This is a genomic window from Croceitalea vernalis, from assembly GCF_031846405.1.
GTDB lineage: Bacteria > Bacteroidota > Bacteroidia > Flavobacteriales > Flavobacteriaceae > Croceitalea > Croceitalea vernalis.
This window is the reverse complement of the sequence record NZ_JAVRHU010000002.1, coordinates 527,692-551,922: the sequence shown is the minus strand read 5'-3', so window position 1 is coordinate 551,922 and position 24,231 is coordinate 527,692. Positions and strand designations below refer to the sequence as shown.

19 protein-coding genes and 1 tRNA gene are annotated in these 24,231 nt (G+C 34.3%); 6 read left to right on the top strand and 14 right to left on the bottom strand.

Annotated elements, in window-relative coordinates:
- Positions 1-5: 5 nt before the first annotated feature.
- The 5 genes from RM520_RS08845 to RM520_RS08825 form a co-directional block, all read right to left on the bottom strand.
- Positions 6-3,122 carry an efflux RND transporter permease subunit gene (locus tag RM520_RS08845; protein ID WP_311387759.1) on the bottom strand — a complete coding sequence of 1,039 codons (3,117 nt, stop codon included), beginning with the start codon at positions 3,120-3,122 and terminating at the stop codon, positions 6-8.
- Between the two features lie 24 nt (positions 3,123-3,146).
- Entirely contained in the window at positions 3,147-4,238 is a 1,092-nt protein-coding gene (locus RM520_RS08840) for an efflux RND transporter periplasmic adaptor subunit (RefSeq protein ID WP_311385344.1), read from the bottom strand.
- A gap of 14 nt (positions 4,239-4,252) precedes the next feature.
- Positions 4,253-6,619, bottom strand: coding sequence for a TolC family protein (locus RM520_RS08835; protein WP_311387758.1), 2,367 nt, complete (start codon positions 6,617-6,619; stop codon positions 4,253-4,255).
- A gap of 1 nt (position 6,620) precedes the next feature.
- Entirely contained in the window at positions 6,621-7,868 is a 1,248-nt protein-coding gene (locus tag RM520_RS08830; protein ID WP_311387757.1) for a cation:proton antiporter, read from the bottom strand.
- A gap of 137 nt (positions 7,869-8,005) precedes the next feature.
- A tRNA-Ser gene (locus tag RM520_RS08825) sits at positions 8,006-8,090 on the bottom strand.
- Positions 8,091-8,190: 100 nt separating this feature from the next.
- Between RM520_RS08825 and RM520_RS08820 the strand changes: the two genes are divergently transcribed.
- Together RM520_RS08820 and RM520_RS08815 are read left to right on the top strand one after the other, a co-directional pair.
- Positions 8,191-8,946 carry a sulfite exporter TauE/SafE family protein gene (locus tag RM520_RS08820; RefSeq protein WP_311387756.1) on the top strand — a complete coding sequence of 252 codons (756 nt, stop codon included), beginning with the start codon at positions 8,191-8,193 and terminating at the stop codon, positions 8,944-8,946.
- Positions 8,947-9,041: 95 nt separating this feature from the next.
- The gene (locus RM520_RS08815; RefSeq protein WP_311387755.1) at positions 9,042-10,235 is read left to right on the top strand and encodes a DegT/DnrJ/EryC1/StrS family aminotransferase; all 1,194 of its coding nucleotides are present in this window, start codon (positions 9,042-9,044) and stop codon (positions 10,233-10,235) included.
- Here the strand turns inward: RM520_RS08815 and ribB are convergent.
- The 8 genes from ribB to RM520_RS08775 form a co-directional block, all read right to left on the bottom strand.
- Positions 10,232-11,374, bottom strand: a complete 1,143-nt coding sequence (ribB, locus tag RM520_RS08810; RefSeq protein ID WP_311387754.1) for a 3,4-dihydroxy-2-butanone-4-phosphate synthase — start codon at positions 11,372-11,374, stop codon at positions 10,232-10,234. The genes RM520_RS08815 and ribB overlap by 4 nt on opposite strands.
- The gene (locus tag RM520_RS08805) at positions 11,375-12,787 is read right to left on the bottom strand and encodes an LptF/LptG family permease (RefSeq protein ID WP_432264897.1); all 1,413 of its coding nucleotides are present in this window, start codon (positions 12,785-12,787) and stop codon (positions 11,375-11,377) included.
- A 73-nt stretch (positions 12,788-12,860) separates the two neighbouring features.
- Complete coding sequence (gene lolA1, locus RM520_RS08800) at positions 12,861-13,508, bottom strand: outer membrane lipoprotein periplasmic chaperone LolA1 (RefSeq protein WP_311387753.1); 648 nt, start codon at positions 13,506-13,508, stop codon at positions 12,861-12,863.
- Positions 13,509-13,560: 52 nt separating this feature from the next.
- Positions 13,561-15,918 (bottom strand): FtsK/SpoIIIE family DNA translocase, encoded by a 2,358-nt coding sequence (locus tag RM520_RS08795; RefSeq protein ID WP_311387752.1) that lies wholly within the window; start codon positions 15,916-15,918, stop codon positions 13,561-13,563.
- 64 nt (positions 15,919-15,982) lie between these two features.
- A complete protein-coding gene (locus RM520_RS08790; RefSeq protein ID WP_311385336.1) occupies positions 15,983-16,348 on the bottom strand; it encodes a diacylglycerol kinase family protein in 366 nt (121 codons plus the stop codon).
- A complete protein-coding gene (gene tpx / locus RM520_RS08785; RefSeq protein WP_311385335.1) occupies positions 16,341-16,847 on the bottom strand; it encodes a thiol peroxidase in 507 nt (168 codons plus the stop codon). Before tpx ends, RM520_RS08790 begins: the two co-directional genes overlap by 8 nt.
- Before the next feature lie 71 nt (positions 16,848-16,918).
- The gene (gene nhaC / locus RM520_RS08780; protein ID WP_311387751.1) at positions 16,919-18,409 is read right to left on the bottom strand and encodes a Na+/H+ antiporter NhaC; all 1,491 of its coding nucleotides are present in this window, start codon (positions 18,407-18,409) and stop codon (positions 16,919-16,921) included.
- A 64-nt stretch (positions 18,410-18,473) separates the two neighbouring features.
- Positions 18,474-19,697, bottom strand: a complete 1,224-nt coding sequence (locus RM520_RS08775; protein WP_311387750.1) for an aminotransferase class I/II-fold pyridoxal phosphate-dependent enzyme — start codon at positions 19,695-19,697, stop codon at positions 18,474-18,476.
- 154 nt (positions 19,698-19,851) lie between these two features.
- Here RM520_RS08775 and RM520_RS08770 point away from each other — a divergent pair, with 154 nt between their 5' ends.
- The 4 genes from RM520_RS08770 (at position 19,852) to RM520_RS08755 (ending at position 22,891) form a co-directional block, all read left to right on the top strand.
- Entirely contained in the window at positions 19,852-20,310 is a 459-nt protein-coding gene (locus RM520_RS08770) for an Lrp/AsnC family transcriptional regulator (RefSeq protein WP_311387749.1), read from the top strand.
- An 86-nt stretch (positions 20,311-20,396) separates the two neighbouring features.
- The gene (locus tag RM520_RS08765) at positions 20,397-20,783 is read left to right on the top strand and encodes a hypothetical protein (RefSeq protein WP_311387748.1); all 387 of its coding nucleotides are present in this window, start codon (positions 20,397-20,399) and stop codon (positions 20,781-20,783) included.
- 62 nt (positions 20,784-20,845) lie between these two features.
- On the top strand, positions 20,846-22,252 hold the full coding sequence (lpdA, locus tag RM520_RS08760; protein ID WP_311387747.1) for a dihydrolipoyl dehydrogenase: 1,407 nt from the start codon (positions 20,846-20,848) through the stop codon (positions 22,250-22,252).
- A gap of 309 nt (positions 22,253-22,561) precedes the next feature.
- Positions 22,562-22,891 (top strand): YegP family protein, encoded by a 330-nt coding sequence (locus RM520_RS08755; RefSeq protein ID WP_311385329.1) that lies wholly within the window; start codon positions 22,562-22,564, stop codon positions 22,889-22,891.
- Positions 22,892-22,963: 72 nt separating this feature from the next.
- Here the strand turns inward: RM520_RS08755 and RM520_RS08750 are convergent, their stop codons facing one another.
- Positions 22,964-24,160: an acyltransferase family protein gene (locus tag RM520_RS08750; protein ID WP_311387746.1), complete on the bottom strand. Its 1,197-nt coding sequence runs from the start codon at positions 24,158-24,160 to the stop codon at positions 22,964-22,966.
- Between the last annotated feature and the right edge of the window lie 71 nt (positions 24,161-24,231).

Here is a 24,231-nt window from a genome sequence, read left to right as displayed (position 1 = left end):
ATCGTTTATGCTTCCATCATGGCTTCATTAAACACATAATCTTTATAGTTTACTTTATATACGGCACTATAGAAAGTTGGAATAAAAATTAATGTAATAACAGTTCCAAATAATAGACCAACCATAATACTCACGGCCATTCCTTCCCACATTTCACCACCACTTAAATAAAGAGGAATTAAACCTAAAACTGTAGTAAACGTAGCTAGTAATATTGGTCTAAAACGTTGTAAACAAGCCATAATTACGGCATCTTTTTCCTTTCTTTTAAGAGCGGTCTGTTCCACCTCGACTCTATCAATTAAGACAATTGCATTATTAATTACTATTCCTGCCAATGAGATTACACCTAAAAATGGCATAAAACCGAAAGGCTCTTGAAACACTAATAGACCAATAACAACACCAATTACGGCAAGGGGAATTGTTAAACAAACCATAGTCATTTTACGGAATGAGTTAAACTGAACAATTAAAAGGAGTACTATGATAAAACCGGATAAGGGGAGGTATTTTATTACCGCACCCATGTTTTCTGAGGTGTTCTCAGCGTCACCACCAAATTTATAGTTGTAGTCTGAATCCCAATTCGCTTTTTGTTCATCTAACCAAGGTGTAATCTCTTGTGTGATTGCTGATGCATTGGCGCCCTCACGAAGTTCACTAGAAACAATTACTGTTCTATAAATATCTAATCGTTTAATTTTACTATACTGCCATTCTGGTACTATTGAAGCTACCTGTAATAAGGGAACGCTTTTACCTGTGGATTGTGAGTATACATTTAATGTTTCTAACGACTCCAAGCTTTGTTGTTGACTCGCATCACTTCTCATTACTATAGGTATAGATTTATCTTCTTCGCGATACTCACCGGTTTGAAAACCTTCTAAAACAGTTTGTAGCGAAGTTGCTATATCTTGATTTGAAACACCCGCGGTCTGAGCTCTATTCTGGTCAATATTAATTACAAATTTTTTGCTTTTAGGTCCCCAATCATCCTTAATATTTTTAGTTCCGTTAATACCGGTTAGCCTACCTTTTATAGTACGAGCAATATTTGCAAGTACATCAGGATCGGGCCCTGATACTTTTATCTCTATAGGTGTTCCACCACCACCAGAAGCTAAAAGCCCAACTTTAATATCAGCGTCAGGAAAATTTTTAAAACAATAGGCATCAAGACTGCTAACCATTTCATTATTGTAGATGAATTCAGAGGTGTTTACTAATATATGGGCATAACTTGAATTGGCCTCATCGGGAGAATATCCTAAGTCATAAGATTCTGGTCCTTCACCAATATATGCCGACCAATCTACAATACCATTGGGCCGAGCTTCATTGACTTGGAGTGAATCTGTAATAAACTTTTCTATGTCCAAGACAACATCTGAAGTAGTTTCAATTTTAGTTCCAAGCGGCAAATTGATATCTATAGTAATCATATTTCTATCACTATCTGGAAAAAATACAAAAGCAACTTTTGTAAAACCATAGAGCGATAAAAAGAAGGCAATAAAAATACCAATCAATACTATCCACTTATGTGATAAGGCCTTTAAAATCAAATTTTTATAATACCCTTTAAGTATATTGATGATACGGTCTACAAAACTTTCTTTTTGCTCTGATTTCGGAATCACCTTAAGAAAAAGATAGCAAAACAATGTAATTACTGTTAAAGCCATAATCCATGACGAAAGCAGCGCCAAAGAAATAACAACAAAAATTGGACCTACGATATCCCCCATTGTAGATTCTGCTAAATAAAAGGATAAAAAAGCGGCTGAAGTTGTTAATGTAGAAATCAAAAGCGGTGTAAACAACTCAGAACATGCTTCAATAGCTGCTTTCTTTTTAGGGATACCTTGTTCTAGCTTAACCATAATAGTTTCAGCAACTACAATTGCGTTATCTACCATCATACCTAAAGCCATAATTAAAGCGGCTAGTGTAACTTGGTTAAGCCCCATATTTATAAGCCCCATTAACATCAAAGTCATAATGACAACAATAGGAATAAGGCTGGCAATAATTGTTCCCGAACGTAGCCCTAAGAAAATCAACATTACAATCAAAACGATACTTATTGATTGTAAAAGGTTAATAACGAAATCACTGATTTTTACATCAATATAAGTGTCAAGTGAAGACAGGCGACCTAGCTCTAATCCCACTGGAAGTTTTTGACGCCACTTTTCTAAAACGACATCCATATCTTCTCCTAATTTAATGACGTTTGAGCCTTCCTTAAGACTTACATGCAATGAGATAGCATCCATTCCATTAACCCTTATTTTTTGTGTTGGCGGGTCAATATAAGATTGTGTTATTGTTGTAATATCTCCGAGGGGTAATAGTTGAGTGCCATTGGCTCCAACAGGAATTAATGTTCCTTTTATATCATCTAAAGAATTGAAGTTACCTGTTGGTTCAAGAATTATTCTTTCGTTTCCTAAATTTATTTGCCCACCACTACTCAAAATATTAGTAGATGCAATGATATTTTGTAGTTTACTGGCCGAGAGACCATATTCTTTAAGTTTAGCATTATCAAACTCCACAAATACTCGTTCATCTTGAACTCCACCTAATTCTACTTTAGCAGCATCGGGTAGTTTTATCAAATCATCCTTAATATCATCAACATATTCTTTCATTTGTGCATAAGAATATCCATCTGAAGTCATCCCCACTACAATACCATAAACTTCACCAATACCGTCATCTTTCAAATCTGGTTTCACCCCGCTAGGCAAACCTTGTATTGCACTTAGTTTCCGTCGCAGTCTATCCCACACAGCTTGCATGTCTTCAGGGGCAACTTCATCTTTAAGGGTAACAGTTACCACGGAAAGTTCTGCCCTTGATGTACTTGCAACTTCCTTAAGCTCAGGGAGTTCTTGAACCACTTTTTCAATTTTATCAGTTACTAAAAGTTCAACACGTTCTGGACTAGCCCCTGAGAAAAAAGATACCACAGATGCAACCCTTACTGTATATGGGGGCATACTATCTCTTGGGAGAGATTGATATAAAGTAATACCTAAAAGCATTATTGTACCTAAGATGGTAAGTGTAATTCGATTCTTATTTATTGAAAATTCGGTGAGATTCATACCTTATTCTTTTTAGAAATTGAATTACTGTAATGAAACTTCTTGTCCATCTAAGAGCGTCTGTAGACCTGCAGTAGCAATCAGTTGTCCTTCTTTTAAACCTTGTACCACTTCAAATCCTTCAGAATTTAAATCACCAACTTCAACAGGGTTCTTTTTAACCAGTGCTTTTTCGCCTTCTTTTATTACTAGAAATACATATCTTCCGTCACTATCTTCTCCGACAGCATTAGCAGGAATTCTCAAGGCCTGACTTTGCTTTTTGTTTTCTTCTAATTCAAAGGTGACATTTGCTGCCATACCAGTTTTGATATCTTCTGATGCCTCATTTAATTTAACCCGAGCAGGATAGGTAGCAGTATTAGTGTCAATGGCTGGCGATAACTCCGTGACTTTTCCTTGAAAACTTTGGTCATTAACAGAAGACAGGGTAATGTTTACTGGCATGCCTAATTGAACTTCGTTAATAATGCTTTCAGGTAGACCAAGAGCAATTTCCATTTCAGTTCCAGCATTTAAAATAGCAATGGTTTGCCCTGGACTTATATTCTCATCTACTTCAGCGGTTACTGATGTAATCACACCATTTTCTGGGGAGTATAGGTAGCCATAATTGATTTGTTCTTGTTGTATTACAACTTGTCTTTTAGCTGATTCATAACTTTGCTCGGCATTTCGATACGAGTTTTTTGCCGATTCAAAATCGGTTAAAGAAGCACTACCTTTTTCATAAAGAACTCTAAACCTATCAAGAGATAATTTTGCCGTATTCATTTGAGATTCGGCACTATTTAAGGATGTTACTGAGCGTTCATAATTTAATCGAGGCTCCACATTATCTAATTTTCCTAAAAGCTGGCCTTTTTTAACAAGTTGGCCTAACTTAACATCCAATTGCATTAGAATACCCGAATTTCTAAAACTTAAATTAATTATTTTTTCAGTACGCGCTGTTCCACTGAAAGTTCTTTCTTTTGCACCATTTGCATAGGACACTTTTTGATATTCAACAGGCCTAACTAGTTCTTCTTGTTCTTTTTTTTCTCCGGAACAACTAACTATGAAAATAGCTAATAGCAATAACGCTAGACTTTTCAAAATTTGATAGGATTTCATATTCTTAAAGTATTTTATTTCTCTTGATTAAAATTAACCTGCACAAAGGTGTTGAACCTTTGCTTGAAAGCATCATTTTCTTCTCTTGTATGTAAAAGGAAATTATATCCCATAAAACGTTCTAATTGAATAGAATTCAATAAAAAATTATAGGTGGCATTTGCCTGAGCCAATTGCGCTTGTAAAAAATTATTTTGAGCATCTATTAACTGAATTATACTTACGGCACCTTCTGAATAAGAAGTTTGTACTAGTTCCAAGGCCTCCTTGGCAGCTGTTACCGATACTTCGGATAACCGGATATTTGATATTTGATTAATAATATTTAAAACTGCTGTACTGACATTACTTTCTATTGCTAGTTCAGTATTCTGCTTATTGATTTCAATTTGATCCAATTGAATTTTCGCTGTTTGTCTATTGATATTTGTTCTAAATTGATTTAGAATAGGAATAGAAACACTTAGGCCAGCATTATAGTTACCAACAGGACTTGGGTCAATACTACCAGCACCCCATTGGTTAAAGTTTTTGTTGTAATTAGCTTGCAGTGCCACAGTGGGTATTAATCGCCCAAAGGAATTCAAATTGAAGTTGCGTTTTATAGCTTTGAGATTATATCCTAATGATTCTAATTCCGGAGAGTTGTTTTTAGCTTCTTCAATTAAAAAAGCAACAAAAGGTTCTTTTAACAAAGGATTGTCTAATAAATCAGCAAGTTGTTCATAATTATATGCCTCAAATACACCTTCACCAATATTTGCATCAACAATATCTAGTTCATAGTTAATTGGGTTATTCAATAATTGGTTTATGGCGATAAAAGCTTGATCTAGCTGATTAATAGCCTCAATCATTGTCTGTGTGTTCTGGGCCATCTGACTTTGAAAACGTAGCATGTCTGATTTGCCAGATTGTCCTGCTTCATAATTTTGTTTGGCAATGCGCAAGTTTTCTTTAGTCAATTGCAAGTTTTGGCTTTGAATCTGGACATTCACTTTACTAACTAGAGCATTGAAATAAAGATTTGAGGCTTCTAAAACAGCATCTAATTGCGAAGCATTAAAATTCGCCTCCTGAGCCTTTTTAAGATTTTTTTGTACTGAAATATTGGCATTGGCACCCTCTGAGAAAATAGTTTGACTTAATGAAATATTGCCATCGGTAGAAAACTCAGGAGATAAATTAGGAATTACAATAGACTCGTCAATCGCAGTGAAGGTTGCATTAGCTGAAACATTAGGATAGTAATTACTTACCGCAGTTTTTACATCTTGTTGGCTTAATTCAATCTCCTTTTGTTGTGATTGTAATGTTAGATTGCGTTCTAGGTTGTCATTAATAATATCAAGTATAGAATAATTTTTTTCAGAAAGCTGGTTTTGAAAATCTCCAACAAAATCAGTTCTTTCAATGAGACTATATCTAATAGGTACACCGAGCGTTTGCATGGTATTAAAATTAGTAGTCAATCGTTGTTCAAAATCAATGAACACATTCTGTTCTGATAACAAACCACCCGTAACATGGGCCTCAATGGTCAATGCAATTCTGCGAATTATTTGCTCGGTATTATCATCACTATTATTAGTAGCCATTAGTCCTAACTGAACATCACGAGCACCGGTACTAGTAAAAGAAGGTATTCTTTTTTCAATTAAAACATCACTCAATATTTTAATCTCATCATCCTGCAACTCAAATCCTCCAGCCATGTATAAGGCGTCTAAACCCTGCAAATTGGCATCTATTTCATCAATTGTTTTGTACGGAATTAATCGATATGTAGCTTCTAATTCTTTAATAATAATATCGAAGGTTGCGTTTAAGGGCAAAGATTCCGATATGCCTTCTTCTATAGCTATTCCAACATATTTAAAATCAGTTAGCTGTTTGAAAGTTTTCAAATCATCTTTAAATGATTGTACACCCATCAGGTAAGTGAAGTTTTCTATACCCGAAGTCTTTTTAACCAAATCAAGTTCAGTAAAATCCGTATTAACAGATCCAAATAATATTGTCGGTTTTAAATAAGCTGTTTGGTCCTGAATGACAATATTACTTGCTGAACCCAGAGCTAAAATGATATCAACATTTCCATTGATGAGTTTATCATAGTTTTTTTCAGCCATCGCTACACTAAAACCATTTACTAAAACAAATTCTCCTGGAAATTCAATAATTCCATCTTCACCAACTACCGACTGAACTTCAGTCGTAAGTCTATCAAAAAGCACTCGAGTTTCCGGTGTCTGAGAATCCACCATCATTCCAACTCGGTAAATCTTTTTTTCTTGGGTATGTCCATACCAACCCAAAAGCATGAAGAATAAACCAAAAATTAAATTTGTTATTATTTTTATTGATGCTTGTTTTGGCATTTTACTCTTTTTTTAATTGAAGCTTTGAAATTAGTTTTCCAACAGAAAGTCCTTGTACCAGTATTGAAAAAATCACTATGATATAAGTAATTACCAGGAAAAGATCTCGCTCCATAGAATCTGTTAATCCTAAGGCTAAGGCTATTGAAATTGCCCCTCTGAGACCTCCCCATGTCATAATGAGGGTAGTATTCGGCACAAAATCTAGTCGTTTCTTAAATATATTTACTGGTATCAATAATGATAAATAACGACAAACTAAGGCTACCGGAATGATTAAAAGGCCGGCCAGTATATATTCAGTTTCAAGGTCTAAAACTAGTATTTCCATGCCAATAAGTACAAATAAAATGGTATTTAAAAGTATGTCAAGCAACTCCCAGAACTTATCTACATAATCTTGAGTTAGCTTTGACATAGCCTCTTCTCTTGTTTTATTACCACCAACTATTAAACCAGCTACGACCATTGCCAAAGGTGCAGAAACATGTAAATGAGTTGCTATTATAGTACCGGTCATTACAGTAGCTAGTGTAATAATAACTTCAATATTATAATCATCAATACGTTTTAAAAGTTGGTAGGTCAACCATCCTAAAAATGCACCTAATAATAAACCGCCAAAAACTTCAACTGCAAACAATTCTAATACAGCATTAACCGAAAATGCAGATTCTGAACTATTGGCGAGTCCGAAAATGGTCAAAAATATGACGACACCGACTCCATCGTTGAATAGTGATTCACCAACAATTTTAATTTCTAATTTTTTCGGGGCACCAGCTTTCTTTAAAATTCCTAAAACTGCAATTGGATCAGTAGGTGAAATTAACGCACCGAAAAGCAGACAGTATATAAATTTGACATCTAAACCAATCAGCATTAGAACATAATATGTACCAATACCAATTAGGAAAGTAGAAACCAGAACTCCAAAAGTTGCAAATACTAAAACTGGCCATCGCTGTTGTTTTAATTTTTGAAGATCCGTATGTAATGCACCGGCAAAGAGTAGGAAGCTCAACATAATATCAAGCAACACTACTTTAAAATCAATTTTTGAAATGATAAAACGTTCAGCTGAAAGCAAAGTATCATCAATATAGCTAAGAGCAAAAACCCCCACAGTAAACAGAATTGTTATTAATGTTAAGCCTATGGTATTCGGTAATTTTATAAAACGAACATTTATAAAACCAAAAAGAGCAGAAAGAAAAACTAAAATACTGGTTATTATAAAATAATCCATTAGTAATTAAAGTGTTGATTGGTAATTAAACGGTTAGGTTGAAAATATGAATTTTATAAATATGATTTAAGTAAAACCTTTAATTTTTGACAAAAAAAAACCGCAAGAGTAAATTCTGCGGTTTTAATGATTGCTTGCGGAGAAAGAGGGATTCGAACCCCCGGAGGTGTGACCCTCAATAGTTTTCAAGACTACCGCATTCGACCACTCTGCCATTTCTCCTAATGCGGCTGCAAATATACTAAGCTTTTTAGTTATGTAAAACCAAAATCATTTATTTTTTATTGAACTTTAATAATCAACTAGGTATTATTTTTGTAAGATGTATGAATGGTATCATTATGTTTTATTAATAGTAGTTGGTTTTATCGTAGGCTTCATTAATACCATTGCAGGTGGAGCTTCTTTAATCTCGTTACCTACTTTAATTTTTTTAGGCTTGCCCCCCGCAGTAGCTAATGGAACTAATAGAGTCGCCATTATTGTACAGACCGCAATGGCAACAGCAGGTTTTAAAAGTAAAGGTATTTCAACCTACCCTTTTAATATTTATTTAGGTATTTCTGCATTCTTTGGTTCCTTAATAGGAGCAAGAATCGCAGTAGATGTTGATGGGGAATCTTTTAATAGAATACTTGCAATTGTTATGATTGCAGTAGTTTTAATTATAATTTTTAAACCAAAAATTAAACTTACGGATTTAGAAGAAAGGCTTACTGGTAAGTACCTTTGGCTCGGAATTATAATTTTCTTTTTCTTTGGAATTTATGGAGGTTTTATAAACGCTGGACTTGGTTTTCTAATGCTTTTATTTCTTCACTTTGTTAATAAAATGAGCTTGATTAGGGCAAATGCCACAAAAGTAGTTGTGGTCTTTATTTACATGCTATCTGCTTTAGCTGTTTTTACCTTTAATGATAAAGTAGATTGGATAATTGGTTTAGTGCTCGCTATTGGAAATGGAACAGGTGCATGGGTTGCAAGTAGATTTTCAGTAAAAAAGGGAGATGGTTTTATAAAATCTTTTTTGGTGGTAATGGTCATAATTATGGCCATTAAACTTTGGTTCTTTACTTAAGTTGTAAAATTTAAATCCTTAAAAAAGAATCGTAAAACAAGTACGAATTATACAAGAATTTTATATTTTCCCATAAGACCAAAACTTAAAAAGAAATGCCAGGATTTGAATTATTTGGAGAACAAGAGAAAGCAGAAGTACAAGATGTTTTGGATAATGGTGTTTTAATGCGCTATGGATTTGATGGCATGCGGAATGGTCATTGGAAAGCTCAAAAGCTTGAAAATGCTTTGGCTAAACGTATGCAAACCAATTATGCTCAATTGGTTAGTAGTGGTACATCAGCGCTAACGGTGGCTCTTTTAAGTGCAGGAATAGGGGCAGGAGACGAGGTAATTATGCCAACTTTTACGTTTGTTGCAAGCTTTGAATCTATTCTAGCCATTGGAGCGATACCTATCTTAGTAGACATTGATGACACCTTAACTTTAGCCCCTAAGGCCGTGGAAAAAGCAATAACTCCGAAAACCAAAGTAATTATGCCGGTGCATATGTGTGGTTCTATGGCTGATTTAAGTGCTTTGAAAGCCATTTGTGAAGCACACAATTTATTATTGTTAGAAGATGCTTGTCAGGCAATTGGTGGTAGTTACGAAGGTAAGCCTTTGGGTAGTTTTGGTGACTTAGGTTGTTTTTCCTTTGATTATGTAAAGACCATTACTTGTGGTGAAGGTGGAGGTATCATAACCAATAATAAAGTCTATTATAAAAATGCAGATCACTATTCTGATCATGGGCATGATCATATTGGAAATGATAGAGGTGCAGAAACACACCCATTTTTAGGGTATAATTTTAGAATCTCTGAATTAAATGCTGCGGTTGGCTGTGCTCAGATTGAACGGTTAGATGAGTTTTTAGCTATACAAGAAAAAAATTACACTTTATTACGGCAGGCATTAAATGAAATACCGGAAGTTACTTTTAGAAAAGTTCCTGATGGGGGAGTAGAGAATTATTCATTTTTAAACTTTTTTCTTCCAACTGAAAAAATAACACGTAATGTTCATAAGGCTTTAGGTAAAGCTGGAGTGGACGCCTGTTTTTACTGGTTTGATAATAATTGGCATTATTATCGTAAATGGGAACACTTGAAAGAAAATAAATCTTTAGGTAAGTTAGCTAAAGATGTTCTGGAAGGGCTACCTGATTATACCAAAGCTGATTTTACTGCTTCGGACCATTGGATGGGAAGAACCATTTCTTGTTTGGTAAAACTCAGTTGGACAGAACAAGAAGTTAAGAATAGAGCCGCAATAATCAAAAAAGTAATATTAGAAGTGGTTTAATACTTCACATATTCTACAATCTCTAAACCATATCCTACAATACCCACTCTTTTTGTTTGTTCTGAGTTTGAGAGCAATCTAATTTTAGAGATGTTCAAATCATGAAGAATTTGTGCGCCAACACCGAAGTCTTTAGCATCCATATCAATTTTTGGAGCTTTAATAACCCCATCTTTTTGTAAGTCCTTTAATTCTTTGAGTCTACCTAAAAGATTCAACGCTTCTGATTCTTGATTGATAAAAACAAATGCGCCCTTTTCTTCAGCTTGAATAGCCTTAAACATATCATTCAATTTATCATCAGGGTTATTCGTAAGCGTACCTAAGATGTCGTTATTTATTAAAGTCGAATTAATACGTGTTAAAACTAACTCATCTTTTTTCCAACTACCTTTTGTTAAAGCAATATGAATCTGCTCATTCGTAGTTTGTTGATAAGCTCTCAATCTAAATTCTCCAAATCTAGTTTGAATATTAAAATCTTCTTTCTTTTCTATAAGACTATCATGCTCCATACGATAAGCAACCAAATCTTCAATAGAAACTATTTTTAAATTAAATTTTTTAGCTACCTCAAGTAATTGAGGTAAACGAGCCATACTACCATCTTCATTCATGATTTCAACAATCACACCTGCTGGTTTTAAGCCTGCTAATCTCGCAAAATCAATAGCAGCCTCTGTATGTCCTGTTCGTCTTAAAACGCCACCTTCTTTCGCAATTAATGGGAAAATATGGCCTGGTCGTGCAAGTTCATGCGGCTTAGTATCATCTTCAGTTAGTGACAACACAGTTTTAGCTCTATCTGCGGCAGAAATTCCAGTGGTAACTCCATTGCCTCTTAAATCAACAGATACCGTAAATGCAGTTTCTAGAGGGTCTGTATTGTGAGAAACCATTTTATGTAACCCGAGTGTTTCACATCTACCCTCAGTTAAAGGAGCACAAATCAAACCTTTACCATGAGTAGCCATAAAATTGATGGTCTCCGGCGTTATTAATTCAGCAGCTGCTAAAAAATCACCCTCATTCTCTCTATTCTCATCGTCGACAACGATAATTACTTTGCCAGCTTTTATATCTATGATGGCTTCTTCAATAGTGTTTAATGTAACACCTGATGTAATATTTTCAACCATTTAGTTTGATTCTTTTTTCTTTTTGAATACGGCAGTAATACTATCAATGACGTTGCCAATACTCATTAACCCTTTGTCATTTGTTGCACGCTTTGTTAATGATACTCCAAGTGGTAACATAATAAGTGTAGATAACCATGCTCCAATGATTGGATGCCAAGCCCCTTTTTTGGCATAATTATCTGCAAATACACCTATGAAATAATAGGCCAAGAATAAAATAATTGCAATTACCATAGGTAATCCTAAACCACCCTTTCTTATGATTGCGCCTAAGGGTGCGCCTACAAAAAATAAAATAATGCATGAAAATGCTAAAGCAAATTTCTTGTGTAATGAAAGAATATGACGATTATAAATCTCATACCGTTTGTTTAATTCTGTCTTTTTTCCGCGAACTGTATTCAATATATTAGTTACTGTATTTTCTGCTTTAGTCATTAATTGACTTCTTTGCCAAATAGGAAGTGCAGTTGTAATATCATTTGTATTGAAGGAAGTATCTATCTTTTTTGGAAGAATCTTTTTTGCTGCTTTTTTTAAGTCCACATTTTTTAAAGAATCAACCATTTTTAAAGGGAACGCACCCATTCTGGCGGTAATATTTTTTGAAAAAGCCGTTACTTGCTTAATATTATTCGTTTTTAAGGAATCTATATCCTTACTCAAGCGAAATACATTTTTCATTTTATCAGTGGTAATATCTGATTCTTGCTCAATGTCTTGATCATTTAATGAAGAAACATCAATGTTTTTAATATATGTTTCAAATTTGGAACGGGCAAAAGGTTTCTTCTTTTGATCTTTTGATGATTTTCGTTGCATTTCATCATAATAGTAGCCATCATTTAAAACCAATTGGATGATATCAGAATCTTCACTACTAATTAATTCTCCTGTTTTGGCCTTAATTACTGTTGTGTTTAAATTCGTTGTTGACTTCTGATGAATGATTACATCGTCTAAAAACCGATCTTCTTCCCCAAATTTTCTTGCAACTTTAATATTCATTGCAGTACCTTCAATATCACTAAAAACGCCCTCAACTATAACAGCTGCAGGCTTTAATTTAGCAATATTACGTCGCATATTAAAAATTTTCTGTTCTGCTGCCGGTATCACATTATTAGCTAAAAAGAAAGTACCCACACCTAAAATAGAAACAAAAACAATGATGCTTCGCATACCTCTTTGAAGTGAAATACCTGAGGCTTTCATAGCAGCGAACTCATAGTTTTCGGCAAAGGTCCCAAAAGTAAGAATGGATGATAAAAGTACTGTAAGCGGTAAAACCTTATCAATTAAGGTTGGCATGTAATAAAATAAAAACTTGCCAATAATTGCAAGATCCAAGTCTTTACCGGCTAAATCATCAATAAAAAGCCATACCGTTTGAAAGATGAAAATAACCATCAATATCACAAACGAGCTAAGAAAATTATAAAGAAAGCTAGATAAAATGTACCGGTCTAAGAGCTTCAATGCATTAGTTTCTTATGATGTAATAGCCATCATTTTTATACTTGGCTTCGTCAAAAGTAAACAAGCTTTTTGACAAGGGCTGATTGGTTTTGAAAGAATTAACGGTAATAGTTGTTTTTGTGCTATTGTCACCCGTTTCAATCAATTTATAAATATGTTTTGTTTCGGCATCAATACCTAATAAAATCGATTTAATTTGAGTGTTAGTATCTATAGGAGTCAGCTTTACAAATTGAATTTTTCTTCCTTGAACATTCTGAAGTATATCCCAAGTATACGTATGCCCTTCTCTATAAAATGTTAGCATTTTAGATGGTGTAACTGTATTCTCACCTTCGCTTGGACTTTCAATTGTTACTTCTTCATTATCTGGTACAATAGTATAAACCAATTTACCATCAAAAAGTTGTTTAGAACCAAAGAGTTCAACTAAGTATTTATCGCCGTCTAATGATGCTTTTCCTTGAGTCTCACTTTTTGTATTTGCTTCAGTATTTTCCAAAGCATACTTGAATTCTATTTGAATATTATCATAGCTAGTTACTTTGGCATAAACTTCATCCAAAAGTGCTTTTGCTTTTTGCGAATTTTGCGCCACCGAAGCAACACTTATGAATAATAATATAAATGATGTGAGTGTTCTTTTAATCATGTTTTTAATTTTACTCGAAAATCGAGATTTAAGTATTCTTTCTTTTTGATGATTACTTTGTTTCGTTTTGCAATAGTTGATCTAAGGCATACATATCAGAAACAAGTACTTGTCGAGCTTTACTTCCTTCAAAAGGCCCAACAATTCCTGCTGCTTCGAGTTGATCAATTATTCGTCCAGCCCTATTATACCCTAACTTTAATTTTCTTTGAATTAAAGAAGCAGAACCTTGCTGAGCAATTACAATAACTTCTGCCGCATCACGAAACATTTTATCTCTGTCCGCTATATCATTAGCAAGACTTGTGCCAGATTCTTCGCCAACATATTCTGGGAGCTCATGAGCGCTTGGATATGCTCTTTGTGACCCGATATATTCAGTAATTTTTGCAACCTCTGGAGTATCTACAAAAGCACATTGAATTCGTGTAACATCATTACCTTGGGTATATAGCATATCACCACGGCCAATGAGTTGATCCGCGCCTTGTGCGTCAAGAATTGTTCTTGAATCTATTTTTGAAGTTACTCTAAACGCAATACGTGCTGGAAAGTTAGCTTTAATAATACCTGTAATAACATTAACTGAAGGTCTCTGAGTGGCAATAATTAAATGTATTCCGATAGCTCTAGCTAATTGCGCTAACCTTGCTATTGGAGTTTCAACCTCTTTGCCGGCAGTCATAATCAAATCTGCAAACTCATCAACGACTAGAATGATATAGGGCAAAAATTTATGACCATCATTCGGATTAAGTTTCCGAGATTTAAACTTGGTATTATACTCCTTTATATTACGAACCATCGCTAATTTCAATAGTTCATACCTATTGTCCATTTCAATACAGAGTGAATTGAGGGTATTTATTACTTTGGTATTATCCGTAATAATCGCCTCTTCAGAATCAGGCAATTTTGCTAAAAAGTGACGCTCTATCTTATTGAATAAGGTTAATTCTACCTTTTTAGGATCAACTAGAACAAATTTGATTTCTGCTGGGTGCTTTTTATAAAGCAAAGAGGTGATTACAGCATTCAGTCCAACTGATTTACCTTGGCCCGTGGCACCTGCCATTAAAAGGTGTGGCATTTTAGCTAAATCAACAACGAAAGTCTCATTACTAATTGTTTTTCCAAAAGCAATAGGTAGTTGCATTTCAGCTTCTTGAAACTTTTTTGAAGCAATTACCGAACGCATTGAAACAATCGTTGAATTTTTATTTGGTACTTCAATACCAATTGTACCTTTACCAGGAATGGGAGCTATAATACGAATACCTAAAGCGGCCAATGAAAGGGCAATATCATCTTCTAGATTTTTGATTTTTGAAATGCGAACTCCTGCTTCTGGCACAATTTCATATAAGGTCACAGTTGGGCCTATGGTAGCTTTAATTTGTGCTATTCCTATTTTATAATTTTTAAGGGTATTTACAATTTTATTTTTGTTCTCTTCAAGCTCTTCTTGATTTATCGTAATTCCTCCTGTGACACCATGTTGATCCAACAAATCAAGAACAGGAAACTTATAATTACCCAACTCTAGTTTTGGGTCAAATTCGCCAAAATCTTTGACTAATTTATCAGCCTTAATATCTTTTTCTTCTTTCTCAACAGCAACGGTACTAACCTCTAAATCTATTTTAGGTTCTTCTTCTGGAAGATTGACGTCAAGACCGGCCCCAGTATCTAAGGGGGGGATATCTTTTTTATGCGTATAAGTATCAATTTTTAATTCTGGTTCCAGGTCAGCTTCTAAATTTAACTCCATTTCACCTGTTGCAGTCTGTTCAGTAGTAGGCTTGAATTCTTCTTTAATTGAGGACTTTTTCTCCTTAAAGTATTTTCCAATAGCTTCAGGGGAAAAATTGAACCACCTAACTAAAATTACAATTAGAGTAAATATTAAAACTAAAAAAACACCAATCTTCCCAATATAATCTTGAAGAAAGTCATTCATTTCATAGCCAATCAACCCGCCTAAAATTGGTTGACTTATAGCAAAAAACCCTAAGGCAATAGAAATCCAAATAACCCCTACAATTCCCCATATCCATTTTGACCATAGGTTTTTAGTTTCAAATCCTAGAAAAAGGTATAAACCACTAATCGCTAATAATACTGGAAAGGCAAAGGAGGCTAAACCAAAACCTTGATACATGAAAAAGTGGCTTATTGTTGCACCAAACTTGTTTAATAAGTTAGAAGCCTCGGCATTACGGTTGGAGAATTCGGAAAGAAGGCTTTGATCTTCTTGCCAAGAAAAATAGAATGAAATAAAAGAAAAGAATAGCGCGATACTAAGCACAATCAACAAACTTCCTAAAATGACCTTATTCTGTTTGGAAGGCTTGAGTGAGACACTCTTTTTTTTAGTTGTAGGTTTAGATTTTCTGCGCTTTTTAGCCATTAAATAGGTGTAATTGGAAACTAATTTACAAATTTACGAAGCTTATGGGCGATTAGGTTGTTAGTTATAGAATTTTGGGTAAATAAATAAGCAAACCAACTATTACTGAAATAATGGAAACAAGCATTACTGCTCCTGCGGAAATATCTTTAATAAATCCAATTTTTTTATCGAAATCAGGTTGCACAAAATCAGATAATTTCTCAATAGCAGTATTCATACCTTCAATACCCATAACCAAACCAATACAGATACATTGGAATATCCATTCAGTGGTAGAAATACCAAAATAAAAACCTAGTAATGTCATTACTATTGCAATGATCAATTGGACTTTGATACTTGCTTCTGTTCGAACAAGTAAAAACAGACCCTTAAATGCAAAACCTACACTTTTAATTCTATTTACTAGAAAGGACTCTTTAGGCATCCATCAGGGCTTCAAGGGCAGCTTTATAGTTAGGTTCGTCTGCAGTTTCTTGAACTTGTTCTGTAAATAAAACTTTACCATTGGCGTCTAAAACAACAATACACCTAGAATGAAGACCGCTAAAACCACCAGCAGAAAATTCTAAGCCGTAAGATTTTCCAAAACTTCCATCTTTAAAATCTGATAACATTTCAACATTTTCGATTCCTTCAGCTCCACAAAATCTTTGTTGAGCAAACGGTAAATCTCTTGATATACATAAAACTTTCGTTCCCTCTAATTCGGCTGCTTCTTCATTAAATTGCCGAACAGATTTGGCACATGTACCCGTATCAACACTTGGAAAAATATTCATTACTACTTTTTGACCTTTGTAGTCAGCTAGAGTAGCTGTTGATAAATCAGTTTTTGTTAAGTTGAAATTTGGAGCGCTAGATGCTATTGCAGGCAATTCACCAATTGTTGTTACTGGAGTTCCGCCTAAAGATATTGATGCCATTTGTTATTGTTTTAATTTGCTGTGAAGTTATGAAACCAGAAAGCCAAAACCAATAAGATCAAGTTGAAAATTTAAACTACTGACGGACCTACTAATTTCTTTATTTTTATTTTGAAGGCTGCAAAAATCATCGTCATAATCGGACTTAGCCAATTGAAAATTGCATAAAAGGCATATTCTCCGACTCCGACTCCGAGCACCCCACTATGATAAGCACCACAGGTATTCCAAGGCACTAAAACTGATGTAACGGTACCGGTGTCCTCCAAGGTTCTACTTAAGTTTTCTGGAGCTAAACCACGTTCTTCATAAGCTTTTGCAAACATTTTTCCTGGTACTACTAAGGCCAAATATTGGTCGGAAGCGGTACCGTTTAAAACGATACAACTTAAACCAGTACTAGCAAAAAGTCCAGTATCTGAGGTAACCATGTTTAATAAAGACTTTGTGATTCTTTCTAAGGCCCCGATACCGTCCATGATACCACCAAAAACCATAGCACAAACAATTAGCCATATAGTACCTAACATTCCCGACATACCACCTGAAGAAAATAAATCATTAAGTGCCGGATCTGAGGTGGCTATTGCAGTATCAACTGTAATTGCATTTAAAATTCCTTTGTACGTTGATTCAAAATTCAAACTTGAACCACCACCAATGGTCGTTATAATTTCTGGCTGAAAAATTACAGCGAAAATCGCCCCAAGTAACGTCCCGATTAATAGAGCCAGTAGAGGTGGAGCCTTTTTTACTATCATAAAAATAACAGCCAAAGGCACCAAAAATAACCAACCGTTAATATTAAAAGTGTTATCAATTGTTGCAAGAATAGCATCTGTATCCGCAACACCAGATGTATCAATAGTAAAACCAAGAATAATGAATACAAGAAGGGTAACTGAAATAGTTGGTATAGTAGTCCAAGTCATGTATTTAATATGTGAAAAAAGTTCACCTCCAGCCATCGCTGGTGCAAGATTTGTAGTATCACTTAATGGTGATAATTTATCTCCAAAATAAGCTCCAGACAATACAGCACCTGCCGTCATCCCTAAGGAAATACCTAAGGCCTCTCCTATACCAACCAAGGCAATACCTACAGTTGCCGATGTTGTCCAACTACTTCCAGTTGCTATTGAAATAATAGCACATATGATTACACATGCCGCTAAAAAGATAGTTGGATTAAGAATTTGCAAACCGTAATAAATCATAGCGGGTATGATACCGCTAACCAACCAAGTACCAGATAATGCGCCTACCATTAAAAGAATTAGAAGCGCACCGGTGGTAGACCGAACGTTTTCAGCTACCTCAGCCAACATTTGTTTGTAAGAAACTTTGTTAAAAAAACCAACGATTGCAGCAACGGCACCACCAAGTAGTAAAATGAATTGATTTGACCCGCTAAGAGCGTCATCTCCAAAAACATAAACATTGTAAGCCAACATTGCTACTAAAACAAAAACTGGCAGTAAGGCTTCCCAAATGTTTAGTTCTTTGTTCTCAATGATTTGTTCGTCTTCGCGGTATTTTGGCTTTTTGGTATTTTCAGACATTTGGTCTTGTTTGGTGAAAGGTAATATTACGATTTTGACCTCTGTTCTGCAAACAATACAAAATTTACACTTCTGCTAGAATAGACTCTTTGTTAATAATACCTAAGGCAATCATACATTTGGTCATAACTATGTAAGTTTTTTCTATATCATTATCTAAACCAATAGAAAAACGAATTAATCCGTCTGATAGTCCCATTTCTTCTTGTTCTTCCATAGGAATTTCAGAAGAAGTTGAAGTGCCTGGAGCACTGAATAACGTCTTATAGAATCCAAGACTTACTGCAAGATAACCCAGACTCTCGCTTTGCATCATTTCCATAAAAGCATTTGCTTTGTCTAATGAGCCAACATCCAAAGTCATCAAACCTCCAAAACCATATTCCGTATTCATTTGATTTTTAAAAGTAGTATGACTTTTATGAGATTGAAGCCCTGGATATACTATTTTTAAACCGTCTTTTTCAAATTTTGATGCCAGATAGAGTGTATTTTCACTGTGTTTTTTTATTCTAATATGCAGGGTACGCATGTTTTTCAAAATGGCTGCAGATCTTAAACTATCGAGTGTGCTGCCAAAAAGCATGCCTGCGCCATCATTCACATCTTTTAAAGCCAAGCAGAAGTCCGTTGAAGCACACACAGCTCCAGCTACACAATCACTGGTTCCATTAATGAATTTTGTGAGGCTATGAATAACAATATCCGCTCCTAATTTCGCAGCGCTTATACTTAATGGCGAGAATGTATTATCCACGACTAGTGGAATATTATGTTGCTTAGCTATTTTGGCTAGTTCTTTGATATCAGCAACTTCTAATAGTGGATTACTAACCGCTTCACAATAAATCATTTTAGTTTTTGATGTAATGCTATTAGCTACAATATCTAGATTTGTGATATCTATAAAAGAGGTGTTAATTTTAAATTTCTTTAGAAAGTTTTTCATGAAGGCATAAGTTCCGCCATAAATGGTTCTGCTGCTAACAATATGATCATCAGAATCACATAATTGCATAATTACTGAACTTATAGCACCCATGCCACTGGCGTAAACATTAGCGCTTTCTGTTCCCTCAAGAGCTGCCAGCGCCTCTCCTAAATATAGATTTGAAGGTGAAGAATGTCTGCTGTATAAATAACACCCTTCAGTATTTCCTTCAAATGTATCAAACATTGTCTTCGCTGATAAAAAAGTATATGTTGAAGAATCTGATATTGAAGGATTTACTCCCCCAAACTCTCCAAAATACTGTAGTTTTTGAATTTTATCTGTTGGTTGACTCATAATGCTATAAATTTTACTGTAAAAATATATTTAGTATTGTATAAAATCAATTAATAATTATAATTATAGTTTTTAATGCTATAAAAATTAGAAATATTAGAATAAAAAACTTATTTTACTAACTTGCAGTTGTGATTCATGATATATATTCAGTATGATACTTGATACAACTGATCAAAAGTTACTTACACTTTTACAAGAAGATTGCAAGAAGACAACTAAACAATATGCTTTAAGTTTGGGCCTTTCCACAACCGCAGTTTATGAACGAATTAAAAGATTAGATCGTGAAAAGGTCATTACGAACTATGTTGCGTTGGTAGATAAAGAAAAAGTTAATCGAAATTTTACTGTTCTTTGCCATATTAAGCTAATTCAACATACTAAGGAGAATGTACTGCGATTTGAAAAGCAAGTGCAACAATTGAATGAAGTAGCTGAATGTATTCATGTTAGTGGAGATTATGATTATATTTTGACCATTCATGTAAAAGATATGGAAGCTTATCGTGAATTTATGGTACATAAATTAACTGCAATTGATCAAATCGGCAGTACCCAAAGCTCTTTTGTAATTAATACAGTGAAAAAGTCAACAGCTGTTTTTATATAAACTTTAACCTAATTTGTTGTTAAATAGATAGTTGTCATGCAATGATGTTTCTAATTTGATGTTTAATCAAGAGACAAACTTCAATCATGACTTCAAGAAATCGTTCTATACTAACTATATCTTCAATTCTTCTTGGTGGTTTTTCACTTATTGTGTTTAGTAAAATTTCTAGAGATATTATTTTTGATGGTTTAAGTATGTGCTCTTCAACTTCTATAGATATTGGATTAGGGGCTCTAACCTTATTTACTTCATCACTTTTAGCGGGTTTTATGGCATCTATTGTGGTCATGAGAGATAATTTTATTCCTCATTTAGTTATGTCAGCATTTCTTATAGGTCAACTGTTTTTTATATCTAATTGCGAACAGTGGGCACAAATTGGTTTAGAAATTGGTCTCAATATTAGTTTAATTTTTGGGCTTTGGATAGGAAATTATACTGCTTTAAAATTTCCATTAGCGCCGATATAACTTATCTTTTTTACCGAAAAACATTCGTATTTTTGTATCCAATTTTCTTTTAAAATAAAAATATGAGTCAATACGATGTGGTAGTAATAGGGTCTGGTCCTGGCGGATATGTTGCTGCAATTAGGTGTGCACAATTAGGTATGAAAACTGCAATTGTAGAAAAGTATGCAACTTTAGGCGGTACATGCCTAAATGTTGGTTGTATACCATCAAAAGCACTTCTTGATTCTTCTCACCATTATGAAGATGCGGTAAAGCATTTTGAAGAACATGGTATTGAAATACCTGGTGATATCAAGGTCAATTTAGAGAAAATGATTGGTAGAAAGCAGGCAGTTGTCGACCAAACTACAAAGGGAATCGAGTTTTTGATGAATAAAAACAAAATTGATGTTCATCAGGGTATTGGTAGCTTCAAAGACGCAACACACGTAAATGTTTTGAAAACTGATGGCACAACAGAAACTCTTGAAGCGAAAAACACTATAATCGCAACAGGTTCTAAACCTGCTAGCTTACCTTTCATTAAAGTTGATAAGGAAAGAATTATCACTTCAACTGAAGCTTTAAAATTAAAGGAGATACCAAAACATATGATTGTGATTGGTGGCGGTGTTATTGGATTAGAACTTGGTCAAGTATACAAAAGGTTAGGTGCCGATGTCACAGTTGTTGAATATATGGATAGAATTGTGCCTGGCATGGATGGTGCACTTTCTAAGGAGTTAATGAAAGTGTTAAAGAAGCAAAAAGTAAAATTTAATCTCTCTCATAAGGTAAAATCTGTTGAACGTAAAGGAGATCAGGTCATTGTAAAGGCTGACGATAAGAAAGGTCAAGAAGTTGAGTTTGTAGGTGATTATTGTTTAGTGTCGGTTGGCAGACGGCCATATACTGACGGTTTAAACGCAGGAGCTGCAGGTGTAAATGTAGATGAGCGTGGTAGAGTAGAAGTTAATTCACATCTACAGACGAGCGCATCAAATATTTATGCAATAGGTGATGTTGTTAAAGGTGCGATGTTAGCACATAAAGCTGAAGAAGAAGGTACTATGGTGGCTGAAATATTAGCTGGTCAAAAACCACATATTGACTACAATTTAATCCCTGGAGTAGTTTATACTTGGCCAGAAGTGGCCGCTGTTGGTAAAACAGAAGAAGAGCTTAAGGAATCAGGAGTGGCTTATAAAGTAGGGCAATTTCCGATGCGAGCCCTAGGACGTGCACGCGCTAGTATGGATATTGACGGCTTTGTAAAAATTCTTGCAGATGCATCAACAGATGAAATTTTGGGAGTACATATGATAGGAGCTCGTTGCGCAGATTTGATTACAGAAGCAGTAACAGCTATGGAGTTTAGAGCTTCTGCGGAGGATTTATCAAGAATGAGTCACGCACATCCAACATATGCCGAGGCGGTTAAAGAAGCAGCTTTAGCAGCAACAGATAATAGACCATTGCATATATAGGATTAAGAAATTTATTTTAAACTAAAAAAGGATGCTGTTTAGGCATCCTTTTTTTAGTTAAGTAGGTGTTTAGTATGGATTTGTTAGGTCCGGGGGAATCAAGATTTGGGTTTATTTTGATTCTACGCTGTAAAACTACGACCCTTCCCTAATTTTTTTTTGTGGATTAAGGTCAATAACTGAAAAGTATAGATGAACGTTTTCTATAGTACTTCTAAATGTACAGACAGTTCTTTTGATTTTCAATTTATAATCTTCATGAGCTATTCTAATTTTTAATAACTTTAAGCATCAATAAATTAAATTAACATGGGAAAATTTGAAATTAATAAGGACAATTCTGGTGAATTACGATTCAATTTAAAAGCAGCTAATGGACAAGTTATTCTTAGCAGCGAAGGTTACACCACAAAAGCAGCATGCGATAACGGAATTGAATCTGTTCGAAAGAATTCGCAAGATGATGCAAAATTTGAACGTAAAGTAGCTAAAAATGGAAAACATCATTTCAATTTAAAAGCAGGAAATGGTCAAGTTATAGGCAGTAGTCAAATGTATGCAGATACGTCTGGTATGGAAAATGGTATTAGTTCTGTTGCTACAAATGCACCAGATGCTAGTGTCGAAGATAACTCTTAGTAATACTAGAATAACATAATAAAAAGGACAAGTGTAATCTTGTCCTTTTTATTGCTTAAGTTTCTTGTTAGTTTAGTTTCTTACTCTTCCTAGCAATCTATTCAAAAATAGTCTTACTCTAAGTAGGGCATCTAAAAGTATAGGAGTTAATTTTTTAAATAGTAGTTCAAAACCGGTTTTTGAACTAACTAGCAGCGTGTTGATTTTTAATTTAATGGGCTCTTCGTGTTTACCATATTGTAATGCTAAAAAAGTGCATGTAATCATAAATAAAAGTGCTCCAAATATGGCAACATTTGGTGATAATTTATGATTGAAAAAGCGATACAGACCCAACCCAGTAAAACTACCATAAAGAATAACAAAGTGAATCACATAAATTGTAAGCGTGGTAGCACCAATCTGTAAAACAGTTTTATTTTTCATTATACTTCTTAATAACATAAAGACTGTAAAAACAAGGAAAACATCACCTAACCTTATGAATAAATAATTGTTTAATTGAATAAGATTGAATAAATCAATATTCGTGCTTTCAAATAAATATAAAAACAAATCTGAAGAGAAAAATATAAGGCTCAGTCCAATAATTAAACCTATGCTAATTGCAATGTTATATAAATATTTATAATCTTTAAATCTATGAAATAGAATAGATAAAAATCCACCGATGCTGGCATAGCCTACCCAAGGTATTATTGTAAACACAGAACCGTTTGCTTTGGTGAAATAATTTGCAACTGACATTGGTAAAAAGCCGAAAGACCAGTCTTTATAAACAGGTTCAAATAGAAATAGCAAAAGAGATAAACTAAGCAATACTGTTGGGAATAGCCAATTTCTTTTTGATTTGGTTAATAGATAAATTCCAATTATTGTTAAAATGGAAATTCCAATACAATGCAGAACATCTACAACATAAAAACTATCATATATTTTACCGGTAATGAGCCCTAAAAGATTGATTCTAAGTAAGTAACCAATAAGTAATAATTGTAGACCTCTTCGTATCCCTTTCTTTACTCTAGGATTTTCCAATCCTTGTTTTGAAACCTTTACCAACAGGTAGGTGAAAATGAAACCAGAAACTGTAAAAAAAACAGGAGCGGTAATACCTCTAAAATAAAGCCAAGTGGTATAGATTATATTTTCCGGATTACGAAAAATAGGGTCAAGTAAACCATCTATAAAATGACCTTGCAACATCATGAGAATCGCCCATGCGCGCATAGCGTCTATAAAAAAGAGTCGATTTGAACTTGGTTTCATTTTTTAATATTCAACCTATATACTTGTGCACTAGGCCCTTTGAATGTTTGTTGAGGCAAAATTAGATAAAA